At 69.0% G+C, this 13,892-nt stretch carries 11 protein-coding genes and 1 tRNA gene; 3 read left to right on the forward strand and 9 right to left on the reverse strand.

Annotation, left to right across the window (positions count from 1 at the left end):
• The first annotated feature begins 278 nt into the window (after nucleotides 1-278).
• Nucleotides 279-1,406 (forward strand): HNH endonuclease, encoded by a 1,128-nt coding sequence (locus KZQ38_RS33630; protein ID WP_219448066.1) that lies wholly within the window; start codon nucleotides 279-281, stop codon nucleotides 1,404-1,406.
• A 311-nt stretch (nucleotides 1,407-1,717) separates the two neighbouring features.
• Here the strand turns inward: KZQ38_RS33630 and KZQ38_RS33635 are convergent, their stop codons facing one another.
• Nucleotides 1,718-2,626: a hypothetical protein gene (locus KZQ38_RS33635; protein ID WP_219448067.1), complete on the reverse strand. Its 909-nt coding sequence runs from the start codon at nucleotides 2,624-2,626 to the stop codon at nucleotides 1,718-1,720.
• A gap of 364 nt (nucleotides 2,627-2,990) precedes the next feature.
• Between KZQ38_RS33635 and KZQ38_RS33640 the strand changes: the two genes are divergently transcribed.
• Complete coding sequence (locus KZQ38_RS33640; RefSeq protein ID WP_219448068.1) at nucleotides 2,991-3,281, forward strand: helix-turn-helix domain-containing protein; 291 nt, start codon at nucleotides 2,991-2,993, stop codon at nucleotides 3,279-3,281.
• A gap of 83 nt (nucleotides 3,282-3,364) precedes the next feature.
• Here KZQ38_RS33640 and KZQ38_RS33645 read toward each other — a convergent pair whose 3' ends face one another.
• The 7 genes from KZQ38_RS33645 to KZQ38_RS33675 all read right to left on the reverse strand — a co-directional run bounded on the left by KZQ38_RS33645 (nucleotide 3,365) and on the right by KZQ38_RS33675 (nucleotide 10,306).
• On the reverse strand, nucleotides 3,365-4,438 hold the full coding sequence (locus KZQ38_RS33645; RefSeq protein WP_219448069.1) for a tyrosine-type recombinase/integrase: 1,074 nt from the start codon (nucleotides 4,436-4,438) through the stop codon (nucleotides 3,365-3,367).
• Nucleotides 4,435-5,076, reverse strand: a complete 642-nt coding sequence (locus KZQ38_RS33650; protein ID WP_257902884.1) for a hypothetical protein — start codon at nucleotides 5,074-5,076, stop codon at nucleotides 4,435-4,437. Before KZQ38_RS33650 ends, KZQ38_RS33645 begins: the two co-directional genes overlap by 4 nt.
• 114 nt (nucleotides 5,077-5,190) lie before the next feature.
• Nucleotides 5,191-5,273 (reverse strand) — tRNA-Leu (locus tag KZQ38_RS33655).
• Nucleotides 5,274-5,465: 192 nt separating this feature from the next.
• Nucleotides 5,466-5,999, reverse strand: a complete 534-nt coding sequence (locus KZQ38_RS33660) for a DUF6653 family protein (RefSeq protein ID WP_219448070.1) — start codon at nucleotides 5,997-5,999, stop codon at nucleotides 5,466-5,468.
• 27 nt (nucleotides 6,000-6,026) lie between these two features.
• Nucleotides 6,027-7,280 (reverse strand): glycosyltransferase, encoded by a 1,254-nt coding sequence (locus KZQ38_RS33665; protein WP_219448071.1) that lies wholly within the window; start codon nucleotides 7,278-7,280, stop codon nucleotides 6,027-6,029.
• A complete protein-coding gene (locus KZQ38_RS33670) occupies nucleotides 7,277-7,864 on the reverse strand; it encodes a TetR/AcrR family transcriptional regulator (protein WP_219448072.1) in 588 nt (195 codons plus the stop codon). The genes KZQ38_RS33665 and KZQ38_RS33670 overlap by 4 nt, the downstream gene beginning before the upstream one ends.
• A gap of 456 nt (nucleotides 7,865-8,320) precedes the next feature.
• Nucleotides 8,321-10,306, reverse strand: a complete 1,986-nt coding sequence (locus KZQ38_RS33675; RefSeq protein WP_219448073.1) for an IPT/TIG domain-containing protein — start codon at nucleotides 10,304-10,306, stop codon at nucleotides 8,321-8,323.
• A gap of 879 nt (nucleotides 10,307-11,185) precedes the next feature.
• On the opposite strand from KZQ38_RS33675, the gene KZQ38_RS33680 reads away from it, so the two are divergent.
• Nucleotides 11,186-12,307: a hypothetical protein gene (locus KZQ38_RS33680; protein WP_219448074.1), complete on the forward strand. Its 1,122-nt coding sequence runs from the start codon at nucleotides 11,186-11,188 to the stop codon at nucleotides 12,305-12,307.
• Nucleotides 12,308-12,351: 44 nt separating this feature from the next.
• Here the strand turns inward: KZQ38_RS33680 and KZQ38_RS33685 are convergent, their stop codons facing one another.
• The gene (locus KZQ38_RS33685; RefSeq protein WP_219448075.1) at nucleotides 12,352-13,845 is read right to left on the reverse strand and encodes an amidohydrolase family protein; all 1,494 of its coding nucleotides are present in this window, start codon (nucleotides 13,843-13,845) and stop codon (nucleotides 12,352-12,354) included.
• Nucleotides 13,846-13,892: the final 47 nt, after the last annotated feature.

Below are 13,892 nucleotides of genomic sequence, written 5' to 3' on the forward strand. Positions count from 1 at the left end.
GGGGTGGGGTGGGTGGGGGCGAACGCTGTTGGTTCGCCCCCCCCCCCCCCACCCTGTAGGCCCCGGGCGGCGGCGGACCACGCCGACCCGGCGAAGCCCCCGCGCTCGACTTCGATGCCACGGCTCGACGGCCGCTCACTGTCTCGAGTCGAATACGCCCACGAGATGGACGCGCACCGCATGTCGTTGCCGCCATGCTCGGTGATCGACGGACCGTCGATGTCGGTCCGTGCCGCTACCGTCGGTCGTCGCGATACCCCTTAACGGAGGACGGCCCGATGTCCGCAGACGCGCGCCGGGAGCGTGCCAGCAAGAACCGCCGCTACTTACCTCACGCGGACAGCTATGTCGCTCGTGAGGACTACTGCCAGCGGTGGCAGGTCGATCCTGAGTGTGTCAATGCCGACTGGCGTGAACTCGACACGCTGGAAGAGCACATTGTACGAGCCGCTGTATACCGCCTTATCGCGCTGCGCCAAGCCGTGATAGCCGGGGAGCGGGACCGGCTGCCTGATCCGAGACTGGTCAACCCCGAAATGCGCGCCAGGACCACCCGCGACGTGATGGACCGCCTCACCCGCCTGCTCGCCAGGTTCGCCGCCCAAGCCCGAGGAGTCGGATGGACATGGGACGAGCTGGCACGTTCGGTCACCGGATCCGAGGTTCCGTACTGGAAGGTCTCGGAAACCGGCGCATTCGAATCGGTGACCGGGCAACCGCTCGGAGCGATCGGTATGCGAACGCTGACGTGGCTCTGCCGAAGCTGTGACCAGCACATCACCGATCGAGGGCCCTACGGCCATCCGGCCGACTGCGAATCGGGACACGCCGTCGACTGCGTACGCCACGCCGGCGAGGTCGCCGCCTACGAGCGAGCGGCCCGCCCGGTGGTCGCCCCGATGCTTCTTCGCAGTAGTCCGCCAGAAGAGGAGGACACCAGCACCGCGGACCTCTGCCGCCTCATCCGCTCCACCCGATGCCGCTGTGCGCAGTGTTTCTACTGCGAGCGCCCCCTGGCAACCCGTCGGCACGAGCACGATCACTTCCCAGTTCCCCGGTCGGCGGACGGCGACCGGGTGGTACCAGCATGTCTGGACTGCCACGAACTGAAGGACACCTACCCCCTGCGCGGGTGGCCCCACGCCGAACTCGCCGCGGCATGGCACGGCATCCTCGCCTGTCTGGACGACGCAGGCGTTCCGGACGGTGAAGACCTCGCCCATCTGGGCATGGTCGACTACTGGAAGGAACAGCCCGACGCCTGGGACGAGGTCGTCCTGGCGCAGTGGCGGCAGCTCCGACCGCTCAGCCGTGTGCTGTACGCCAAAGTGCGCGCTGCCAAGGAACGCCACAAGCGGACCCTCCTCAAGGACACCACGGGCCCCACCGCTCCCGGCACAGGCTGACCTACGAAGGTCGAGTACAGCGCCTCCTCACGGCCGAGGGCGTCATGCCCAACCCTCCTGGGACGGGCCGCAATAGAAAGGTCATAACCGGACGGCCATCCGCTGATCATCGATGCCGAATCTGAGTGAACCTGCGCATCAGGTCCAAGGCGGTCGACGCCATTCCGGCAGGTCACCGAGACGTTTCCCGTTACCGAACCGTCGTCCTCATGATCCAGCATGATCGGCGTAGCAGAAGGCAGCTTCTGGCACGTGGTGGTGCTCACGGCGGCAGGTGAGCACCACCAGGCGATGCCCGGTGGGATCTCCGGTCAACGTCGGTTCTTCTTGCGCGCGGCCGCCTGACTTTTACGCCTGGCCTTCCTGATGTCCACCGCGGTGTCCGAGGGCCGAGATGATCGACGGTCTGTCCGTACACGGCGGCGGCCCTCGGCATGCCACCGTTGCAGAACCGGCGGAAGGCTGCGCCTGGTCGCCAGCCAGTCCATCGCCGTGGCGGTCGCCTCGTCGGTCGACTCGACCGCCAGCCTCGCGGCCATGCGCGGCTTGGCCACCACCGTTGCCGCGATCGTGTCGTAGGCCGGGCCGTCCACGTAGTGCTGCATGGTCATCACATCCCGCACCCCGGGACAGAACGCCCCGCCCACCATCCAGGCGGCCCCGGCCATCACTCCACCGGAATCCTCACCCGCCGGCTCCTGACGGGTGAGGTTGACCAGCAGGTCCACCAGACGGCGCTCCTGCGCGTCGAGCACCACCGGAGCTTCCTCGGTCAACGCGCGCTCGTAGGCCGCCCGCGCCTCTTCGGCGTTGCGCAGCACGTGTACCCGGTCCAGGCCGCCCATGTCGAAGTGCAGGACCGCGTGACCGGTCTGCAGCCCGGATGCCCGACCAAGAACCTCCCCGGTCCTGCGGTAGCCGGCCAGGAGCACCTTCTCGGGCCGCCTGGAGCCTTTGCGCCACTGATCGCCCAGACGCGCATGCGGTGACGACACGAACGGACAGATCTGCGCGGCGTACAGGCCGCAGACCTCGTGGACCGGAGCCTCCCCGTGCAGCGCCGGATCCATGTCGAGAACCTGCTCCTCGAACGCCACCTGCCACCGCAGTTCGTCATGGAAGGGATGGCCGCACACGGCACACAGGTCGAAGGCGGCCAGCGCCAGCTTCCGCCGCTCCGAGATCGACCCGAAGTCAACCCGGTCGGGAGGCTGGCTCACGGTCGTGATGATCGGATATCCGCGCTCGTCGGAGCGCAGGTCGGCACATCGGGCCGGCCGCGGTATCGACTCGGGACGTCGGCCTGTCTCCACTGCCATCCCAGCATGATCCCAGACGGCCGGGCCATGCCGGACACGCACCGGATCAGGATGACATCAGGTCCCTCCCCCTCCCCGAGGGGCGGGGGAGGGACCGGGACTGAAGCAGAGTACGCCGGACCGCTTCGCTCGAACTACCACTACCGACGCCAACACATGTGCGATTATTTCGCTGACCGAAACACGGATTCCCGATCAGTAAAAAATTGACATCCGAGACTTTTGAAGTCACAGTAACAAGGGGAACAAGGCAGGTGGTGTGACAATGCGACGCAACGATGAACAAACGTACGGTGGATCCGGGTGGCATAGCGGACACGAGCCTCTCTACCAGGTCAGCGAGGTCGCGGAGCTGCTCCGCGTGTCCAAACAGACCATCTACCGCGCCATCAACGACGGCGAACTGCCCGCAGTTCGCATTCGAAGCCGCAAACTCGTACCCGAATCGGCGGTCACGGCGGTGCTGCGACGCGCAGCGTCGGCCGGCGGGGCAAGTCCCGACGCGCCGGGTCCCGTAGAATCGCTCGCGTCGACGACGCAAAGAATCACCGAGTAAAGCCCAGTAGCGCAGCTAAGCCGACCGGTAGCCGGACAGCATGGTTTGGGGCGGCGGTGAGCACCGCCACCCCGGACCACAGGTCATCCGTCGTCGTTGTCGAACACCTCGGTCGGCGTGCTGAGGGCCAGCGGGTGTGGCTCGCCGGTCAGCATGGACAGGGCGGTGGCGACCTCTTCCAGGTCGGCTTTCGTGTAGACCGCGATCGCGCCGGGTTTGGCGTCGCCGCTGGGGCGGTGACCGGCGTAGGCGCGGGCCACCGCCTCGCCGAAGTTGCGTTCCACCCACTTCAGGGTGGTGTGCCGCAACCAGTGCGTGGAGATGTTCTGGGTGCGGACCGGTTCGACGTGGTCGCGCAGTCGGTCCCACAGGCCGTCGTAGCGCCGGTAGGTCAACGGTTTGCCGTTGTGGTAGCGCAGTACCTTGCTGGTCGGTTCGCGTGCTCCGCGGTGGTGGGCGTGGTCGACCAGGTGGGTCATCAGCGTCGGTGACACCGGCTGCCAGCGGCTCTGTTCACCCTTCTCGTGCAACAGGACCAGGCACTGCTCCCGGTCCAGGCCGTGGAGTTCCAACGCCAGCGCGCCGCCGCGGCGGGCGGCGGTCTCGACGTGGAACCGGATCAACAGCGCGTCCAGCGCCGGGTCGTCGCCGGTGGTGGAGGCCGCCTCGGTGACCGCCTCCAACACCGTGTTGTTCAACCCGCGCCGGGTCGGTACCGCCCGCTTGGGTTTCTTCACCTTCCACGTCGGATCCCGACTCGCGGGGATCAGCTCGTCGTCGACGGCGAACCTGTACAGGCACCGCGTGGCGCTGAACATGTGCTCGGCCGCGCTGTGCCCACCCCGCCAGTTACGCCGCCGCACCGCGGTCTGACGGATGTGCCCGAACAGCCACGTCAGGTCCGAGGCGGGAACCTCGTCCAACCGGCGGTCGGGCCACAGCGCCACCAACCTGTTCCAGTAGGTGCCGTAAAGCTTGCGCGTGCCCTCGCCCACCAACCCTGACACCACCGGCACCCACTCGGCGATCGTGGGCACCTCCCGCGGCGGCGCGGCCGGCTGCGAGGCCACCAACGCCTCCGGCGACACCCCCAACAGCGCCAGCACCTGACGTGCCTTCTCTAGATCCTCCGTACTCGGCTCGGCCCGGTCCGTCATGACGAACCACCCGCCGCACCGTCGCCGGTCCCATTGACCTGTACCTGTGCCGGACCTGGATCGGTTGCGGCGCCCTCGGCGTCGAACGGCCGCGACGCCACGACCACCTGACGCGGATCGGGGAGGGCCTTGTCCAGCGCCACCAGGCTGTGCACCACCATCGCCGAACGGTCCGGAACCGCGACCAACAGCACCGGATCACCGATCTCGAACGACCACCAACGCCGCACGACCAGCGGAACCTGGATCAACCCGCGCCTGCTCAGCGCGAACACACCACGGGGATTGCGCTGAAGCACCAGCGAGGCCCCGTGCAACCGGATGTCCAGCCGTTCCCGCGGAACCCACCGCAGCAGCGCCAACAACGGCTGGTTGGCCAACCGGCCACGATCATCGAACCGCGCCAAGGCGTAACGCGGCCGATCCCGCATGCTCAACTGCCCCAGATCCCGAATCGAAGGCGCGGGCGTGCGCCGCTTGTCCAGAACCCGGCGCTGCGGAGCGGATGGTGAAGGTTGCCCGACCTCGGCCGACGCAGCCTTGTCGGTCGGCACGCCGGAAACACCGCCCGGATTTCCGGAACGGTGTCGAGGGGAGGTGGTACCCGGTGGAAGACCGGAGATGACCTTGTCAGTCACGGCCACCACCGCCTGGAGCGGTAGAGGCCGTGCCGACCACTTGAACACCCGACCGACAGATTGGTCGGGTACCTGAACTGGTGTTATTGGACGGGGATCCAACACACGATCTTGTGTCCGAGGGGGGACTTGAACCCCCACCCCCTTTCGGGGACTAGCACCTCAAGCTAGCGCGTCTGCCATTCCGCCACCCGGACTCGGCTCTCGCCGTGGTGTGGCCATAGATTACATGATCGTCTTTCGTGGTCCAAATCCGGGGGACGCGCAAGGAGTCGTCGTGGGGTTTTGGCTGCTCACGACGGGTACAGCTTGAGCGGTGCGTTGCAGCGACGTGGACGGCTTGTAGCAGGTTGTTACTCTCTGTTGTGAGTAGCTGTAGGGTCATGTGCTCACACGGCGGGCGGCGTCGCGTTCGGGGTCCCACCCGCCAACTCACCGGGTATCGGCTGAAGGCCCTTGACGCGCTCCCACAGGCGGGTGAAGCGGTCGATGCGCCATAGCTGTGCCAGGACCAGCACGGTCGCACCGAACGCCGTGGGCCACAACCGCAATGCCATCAGGCCCCAAACGATCAGGCCGACACCGGCCAAACCTACGAGGGTCAGCAAGCGCAGGACCGCGCGGTGGTCGGGCGGGATCAGGTTGTGGTCGCGCAGCCAGGCCCGTTCGCCGTAGATGCCGCGCGCGGCCCAGGTTTCCGGGTTGTCGACCGGCGGGAACACCCGCGGGTTGAGGAAGAGCCACGCCACCACGACGCCGATCGGCAACAGGCTCCACCAACCGATCCAGGTACGGCTCCACACGGCCACCAGCAGGGCGGGGATGGCGGCGAAGCGGGTCCAGACGCTCCAGGGGTTGGCGTGGCGCCGCCACGCCTCGTCGTCCATGTGGAAGATCGTGGCGATCCGGTCGGCGACGTTCATAGCGCTTCCTCTCCGGCGAACGGGTTGTCAGTGGACGAGGTCTTCGAGTGCGGCGACTGCCCGGGTGACGCCGTCCTCGGCGCGGATGGCGGCGCCGAGTTCGTGTGCGTGTTGGCGCATCGCCGTGTCGTGCACGGCGGTGGCGATGGCTTCGGCGAGCGCGGTCGCCGTGAGTCGTTGTCGGCTCAGCGGTGGTGGCGCGATGCCGACCACGTGTGCGCGGTGTGCCCAGTGAGGTTGGTCGGCGACGAACGGGCACACCACCTGCGGCACACCGGCGGCCAGTGCGGCGGCGGTGGTGCCTGCTCCCCCGTGGTGCACGACCACTCTTATGCGCGGGAACAGCCACTGGTGCGGGGCTTGGTCGATGACGAGAATGTCCGTTGTGGACGGTAGCGCCGTGATGCTTCCCCAGCCGGTGGCAAGCACGGCGCGGACGCCGGCCTTGCGGATCGCCTCGGTGAGGATGCGGCCGGTGCGCGCGGTGTCGCGGCCTGCCATGCTGCCGAAGCCCAGGTAGACCGGTGGGGGTCCGGCGGACAGGAACTCCTCCAGGTGTGGCGGCGGCGTCCACGGCGAGTCGGGCAAGTACCAGAATCCGGTGGTGCGCACGGTGGTCGGCCAGTCAGGTGCGACGGGGGTGATGCGCGGGCTGAACGCCTGAAGTACCAGTCGGTTGTGCAGCAGGTTGTGGGAGCCGCGGCGGCGCGGTAGGCCGAGTTGGTCGACCCGCCACCGGTCGGTGATGCCGGCGTAGGAGCGCAGCGTCGCGCTCGCCGCCAGGTAGGTGGCGCGGTTGAGGCTCTTGGGCAGCCGAGGCAGCGGCACCATCGGGCAGGGAAACGCCGCGGTGGGCACCCAGCCTGGTTGCAGGGCGGCGAGCACGGCTGGGACGCCGAGCAGTTCGGCGACGTGTTGCGCAGGCACGGCTGGGGTGTGCACGACCACGTCGGCGGCCGAACCGCGGGCGACGTCACCAACGTCGCGCAGCACGTCGGCCATCAGCGGCTTGATGCGGCGCGCGGCGCGCACCGCGGTGATCTTGCCCCGCAGACCGCGGTAACCGCCGTCGATGGCCTGCCGGAGCACGGGGTCGTGCAACAACTTGTTGGGCCCTTCGTCCAACCCGGCGAACTCGACTCCGTGCTCGGCCGCCATCGCGCCGGCGGAGTGCGGCGCGGCCAGCAGGACCTCGTGGCCGGCGCGGCGCAGCGCCACGGCCAACGCGAGCATCGGCTGCACGTCGCCGCGCGTGCCGTGGGTGACCAGCAGCGCCCTCATCGGTCGAGTTCGGTGAATGCGCGCAGCCAGTGGTCGTCGGTGAACAGCCCACCGGTGAGCATTTCCAGCCCGGCTCGCGCCCCCTTGGTCCCGGCGGGGTCACTGCCCAACAGCCGCTCGACCTGCTCGCCCAGCAGCAGTGGCGCGAGCTGCCAGGACACGTAGACCACCGCCCGTGCCCGCGCGTCCGACGTCGGCCGCACCCGTCCGGCAGCCTCCCCTTCGGCCAGCCACTGCTCGGTGCGCTCCACGATCCGGGTGAACAGCGCGGTCGCGGCATCGGTGCCGTCCAGCAGTGAGCGGGCCAGGTAGCGCCGCGCCGGTGTCGCCGCCGCCAGCACCCGTGCCAGCGCCTCCCCCTCCAGGTCGTCGCCGCCCTCCATGCCCGCCAGCACGTGCTCGTCACACGCCTGCCGTAGCCCCTCTTTCGACCCGAAGTGATGCACCACCAGCGCCGGCGACACCCCGGCGTCCGCGGCGATGGCCCGCATCGACGCACCGGCCACCCCGTCGGCGCCGAAGCGGAGGAGGGCGGCATCACGGATGCGAGCCCGCGCGGTCAGATCCGACTTGGCTGAACCCATGTACAGAGTATTGAACACGTGTTCAGTCTTCGCCACGGAGATCGCGGATCTTTACGCCATGTTTGCGGGTTTCCCGGCGTTGTCCCAGGAAAGCGCAAGGAACACGGCGACGCGCGGGCTCGGGTGATCACTAGCGAGATTGTGTGACCGTGAATGCGTGGTGTCGGGGTCGAGCGTGGTCATCCGGCTGATCGGGGATGCGGTAATGGGTCAAGGCTCGCTGGGGGTCGCTGGCCCGCGGCACGTCGAACTCGAACACGGGAGAACTGGAAGTTCACCTGGCTGGTCGTCGTGCCGGGCTCGGTGACGCGGTAACTGGGAGCGAGCGGCGTGTAGGGGGCCTGCGCTTCCGGCACGCCGATCGCCCGGTCAGAGGCAGCTGCTGTGGGAGGGTGTGGTTGTTCTTGGTCGTTCCCTTGTGCGGTGCCGGACTTCCGGCACCGCACAAGGAACGGTTCAGCAGCTGATGCGGGTGTCGCCGACGTCGGTGGTGCAGGTGTCGGTGCCGAGGCCGCCGTTGGCGGTGTCGCCGCCGATGCCGTCCTGGACGTCGATGGTGTCGTTGCCGAGGCTGCCGCCCAGGGTGTCGGTGCCGTTGTGGTCGATCAGGGTGTCGTTGCCGTTCTGGCCGTCCAGGGTGTCGTTGCCCGGCCCGCCGTAGAGGGTGTCGTCGCCGTTGCCGCCGTTGATGGTGTCGTTGCCGCCGAGGCCGCAGATGACGTCGTCGGCGTTCGTGCCGTTGATGGTGTCGTTTCCGTTGGTGCCGACGATCGTGCAGCCGAGGGAGTTGTTCACCGTGGTGGACTGGGTGGCGGAGTTGTTGCCCGGTACGGAGTCGGGCTCGGCGGCCGAGACGGTGGCGGCCGCGGTCGTGGTGCCGGTGGCCGACGGGGTCGCGGTGATGGTCGTGTTCGCCGAGCCGGAGGCGGGGATCGTGCCCAGGGCGCAGGTCACGGTCAGGGAGTCGATCGTGCAGGAACCCTGGGAGGAGGTGGCGGAGTCGATCGTGACCGGGCCGGTCAGGGTGGTGGACGTCGTGACGGCGGTGGCTTCGGAGGGTCCGGCGTTGGTCGCGGTGACCGTGTAGGTGTACGGGTCGCCGCCCAGGGCCACCGGGTCGGCGGAGTCCGTGACGGTGACCGACAGGTCGGCGTCGAGGTAGGTGTACCGGTCGGCGGCCGAGGTGGCGCTGGTGCCGGTCGGGGTGGTGACGGTGATGTCGACGGCACCCGCCGCTCCCGCCGGTGCGGTGGCGGTGAGGGTGTTGTCGTCCACGACCGTGAAGGAGGTCGCGGGGGTCGCGCCGAACCGGACGGCGGTCGCGGCGGCGAGGCCGGAGCCGGTGACGGTGACGGACGTGCCGCCTGCGGTCGGGCCGGCGGTCGGGCTGATCGCGGTCACCTGCGGCTGGCCCACGCGCGCGAGGACCACGCCGAACGAACCGGCGCCGACCGGGAAGGTCGAGGTCACGGTGTTGGTGGCGGTGTCGATCACGGCCGTCGAGGTGGCCCCGTTGTAGGGGACGTAGAGGGCGGACCCGTCGTCGGTGATGGCGAGCCTGCTCGGGTTGCTCCCGACGGGGATGGTCGCGGTCACGGTGCTGGTGGCGGTGTCGATGACCGTGATCGTGTCGGGTCCGACGTTGGCGACGTACACGTGGCTGCCGTCGGGGGAGACCACCACGCCCTGCGAGATCGCTCCGGTCCCGCCGATGGTGATGGTGCCGGTCACGGTGTTGGTGGCGGTGTCGATCACCTTCACGACGCCGACGCGGTGCGCGACGTAGAGCGTGGTGCCGTCGGGGGAGATGGCCTGGCCCGTCGGCCGCACCGCGCCCGTGACGATGGTGGCGGTGACCGTGCTGGTGGCGATGTCGATCACCGACACGGTGGCGGAGACGTTGTTGGTCACGTAGGCGGTGGCACCGTCCGGCGTGATGGCCACCGTCGCCGGGTTGGTGCCCACCGGGACGGTCGCGATCACCGTGTCCGTGCTGGTGTCGATCGTCGAGACGGAGTTGGAGGTGCCGTTCGCGGCCACGATCCGGGTGCCGTCGGGGGTGATCGCGAGCCCGCTGGAGCTGGGGCCCAGCTCGATGGTCGACACCGCGGTGGCGGTGGCGGTGTCGATCACCGAGATGCCGCCGCCGGCTTTGGTGACGTAGACGCGGGAACCGTCCGGGGTGGCGACGAGTTCGAGCGGGGAGGCCCCGACGACGATGGTGGAGACGACGGAGCCGGTCACGGTGTCGTAAGCCGTCACCGTGTCGTCGCTGCTGTTGGCGACGTAGGCGAATGTGTGGGTGACAGCGGGCACGGCGTGCGCGGGCTGCGCGCCCACGGCGAGCAGGCCCGCCGATGCGGCCGACGCGCTCAGCGCCAGGGCCAGTCCGCGGCGCCGTCCGGATCTGCGGCGCTTTGCCTGCGATGTTGTGGAATTCATGAGCGGTATCCTTTCTGCGGGTGCGGAACCTCAGCGCAGTGAGGCTGAACGTGCGGAACCATCAGAACGGCGAGACAGCCGGAATCGCCGGTTCTCTCATCGGCTGCTCCTCCGCGTGGCGATGGGCAGCCCGAATGACCGGTACCGCGCGCGGGTTTTCGTGATCGAGTGCCATTGGATCGGGAGGAAGAACTGCGGGGCGCAGACCGGCGATCAATTCCCCGGACTGCTGTCCCGCCGGGTGTCGGAGCAGGTTATCGAGCCGACGAATGAGTGCGAAACCTTCGCTGTGATGTCCGCCCCGAACGCTTCCCCGGCTCACCGGATCGAGCGTCGAGAGCCACCTAGAGCGTCGGTGGAGCCGGCCGGAGCCCACCCGTTCGGAGTAGGAAAGGTGCTCCGTACACCCTAAAAAGCGGACAACCCTCGGAGGAATGCGCAATGTGCGGTATCCGTCTTTCTGCGGTGACGAGCTGGCGCCGGACGATCGCGCGGGTCCGGCGGTCCCACCTCGTCGCGTGCGGACCCGTGCGGACGCCAGGGGAGACGCGTGGGCGGTGGTGCTGCGAACCCCAGTCCACCCCGCCGGGCATGGCCGGCCGCGTCGCGATTCTTGGCCGCCCCGAAGGGAATTCGTCAGTGAAGGCTCGTGTTGTCGGCAGAAGAGTCGGGGTGACGGCGAATTTCTGGTCCGGGTGTCGGAGGTCCGCGTGCGCATGTTCACCCTGGACGTGGAATGGTTGCTGTCATTGGTTCGCCATGACGCTGAACGGATCGCCGGTGATTGAACCACTCGGCGGGACCACCGCTCGCGGCTCCGTCGTTACCGTTGTCCACTGGCCCACGTGTCGCGTCACCGACCGGTTTGGGGAGCAGCACATGCGTTGGTTGTCCGTTGTGGCCGCGATGACGACGCTGTTCTTCGTCGCGCCGTACGCCGAAGCCTCCGTCGAGTTCGAGGAGCTGCTGCCACCGGCCGGGGAGCGGTCGGTCTCCGCGTGGGCGGTCAACGAGGCCGGGCAGGCGGTCGGGGCCGCGCACTCGACCGGTGACGCGCTCCGCTGGGACGGGGCGGCGAACCCGGTCCGGGTCGGCAGTTCCCTCGGCATCGGCGTCAACGGGCGCGGCGACGTGCTCACCTACCTGAGGTTGAACACGGTCGGCCCGCTGCTCTACTCGATCGCGGTGTGGGAGAACGGCCAGGAGGTCGACCGGTCGCCGCAGGGCCGCCTCACCGTCCCGTTCTCGGTGCGTGACATCAACGACTCCGGAGTCGTCCCCGTGGGGTACCGCCACAACTCCGACGGCGGCGGGTACGAGACCACGCGCGGGGGCACCTGGCGCAACGGCCGGTTCGCCGACCTGCCGTTCCCCAAGGCCACCAAGGTCGCCCACCGGGTGGTCAACACCAAGGGCACCACGGCGGGCTCGCTGACCCCGCTGGACGGCACCGGGAATTTCGCCTTCCGCTGTTCCGCCACCACGTGCACGCGGCTGCCCGCGGCGGGTCCGGCGGGTACCCACGACGCGTCGGCGCTCAACGAGTCCGACGTGCTGGCCGGCACGTGGTGGTCGGTCGAGCCGCGTTCGTCCCGCGCGGTCGTCTGGAACGGCACCGCGGTGACCGTCCTGCCCGGCGTCAACGCGGGCGTGGCGGACAACCCCCGTGCGATCAACGAGCGGGGTGACGTCGTCGGCCGGCACGAGGTCGACGGCGTGCGCAAGCCCGCGCTCTGGCGCGGCGGGCGACTGGTGGACCTGGGCGCGACCGGCACCGGCGAGGCGGTGGCGGTGAACGACCGGGGCGACGTCGCCGGCTGGCACACGACGGCCGACGGGGTCCGGCCGTTCTTCTGGCACGCGGGCACCCTGACCGACCTGCGCACGCCGAACGACCTGCCGTCGAAGGCGAGCGGCCTGAACAACGCCGGCGTGGTCATCGGCACCGCCGAGCAGTTCGGCCCGCCGTCGCGCGCCTACCGCTGGACCGTGCGCTACTGACGCGTGAGCCGACCAGCACGGCCACGCTGCGCCAGCGGCCCGATTCAGGCGAACAGGTCCTGCGGCAACCTCATTTCCTTGAACAGGTGGTCGCGTGAGGCTTCGAGGTCCCGGCGCAGTCGGTTCAGGTCCGCGTCGAGCAGCCGTCCCCGCCACTTGCGCACCCGGCCGGCGACGATCACGGTCTCCACGTTGGTGCGGTCCATCAGGGACACGACCGCCCCGGGCACGTTGTTGAGCGGGGCCACGTTGAGGGCGGTGGCGTCGAGGAGGACGACGTCGGCTTCCCTGCCCGGTGTGAGGGTGCCGGTCCTGCCGTCGAGTCCCAGGTGCTTGGCGCCGTTGACGGTCGCGTAGCGGAGCACGTCGCGGACGGTGAGGAGGTCCGGCGTGCCGGGGGCGGGCGTCGGCCAGGTGTTGGGCGGCCCTTGGTCCAGGACCTGCTGGTTGACGATCATGCGCTGCATCGTCATCGCGGTGCGCATCTGCGTGAACGGGTCCGCGGTCATCGTCGTCTCGACGTCCGAACTCAAGGAGGGCTCCATGCCCAGCTCCTGCATCTTGAGGATGGGCGGGGTGCCGTGCCGCATGGTCATCTCGATGGGGAACGCCAGCGAGACGTGCGCGCCGGCGTCCCGGAACCGTTGCCAGGTCTCGTCGGACATGCCGGTCATGTGGATGAAGAGGTTGTCCGGACCCACGTCGACCCCGCCGTCGCCCCGCGCGACGGCGTCGAGGACGGGCCGCATCCCCCACGAGCCAACGGAATGCGCGGCGATCCGCAGACCCAGCTCGCGGGCGATCGCCCACGCCCTGGTGTAGACCTCCCGGCCGAGGTGGAGTTCGCCGCCCATGACCATGGTCACGAGCTGGTCGTCGGAGGGGAACCACTTGTCCCGGATGCGGTACGCGTCCTCGGGGTAGCGGGCTCCGGTGCGGCCGTCGCCTTCGAAATAGCCGAATGCCGCACGCCGCCCGGTGTCGATCAACGCCTGGATCGCCGCATCGGTGTGTTCGGGGGAGTGGTGGATCTGCGACACGTCGAGCACCGTGGTGACACCCGCGTCGAGCTGCGAGAGCCCCGCGAACAGCTCGTTGATGTACACGTCCTGCGTCCGGTACACCCGTGCGAACCCTTCGAGGACGTGCTCGGTGTAGTTCGGGTGCGCGCTCGGCGATCCGGACCCGTCGTCGCGGAGCAGGCCGTTGGCGAGGAACGCGCGCTCCGCGGTCTCGAACAGGTGGTGGTGGGTGTCCACGAAACCCGGCATGACGATGCGCCCACGCGCGTCGATCACGCCGGCCCCGGCGGCGCGGATGTCGGGCCGGACCTCGACGATCCGCTCGCCCTCGACCAGGACGTCGGCCTGCGCGAAGTCGCCGACGTTGGGGTCCATGGACATCACCGCGCCGCCGCGGATGACGTAGCGGCGTCCACGGCGGCCGGTGTCCTTCGGCGGTTGAGCGTCGGCCGGCCAGGCGATGACTGCTGCGGTCACCGTCGCGGAGGTCTTCAGGAAGTCGCGCCGCCTGCTCATGGTGCCCCCTCGTGCTGAGTTGATGTATCAACTCAAGAGTCGCACAA

This window comes from Saccharothrix obliqua (assembly GCF_019375475.1).
Taxonomy (GTDB): Bacteria; Actinomycetota; Actinomycetes; order Mycobacteriales; family Pseudonocardiaceae; genus Actinosynnema; species Actinosynnema obliqua.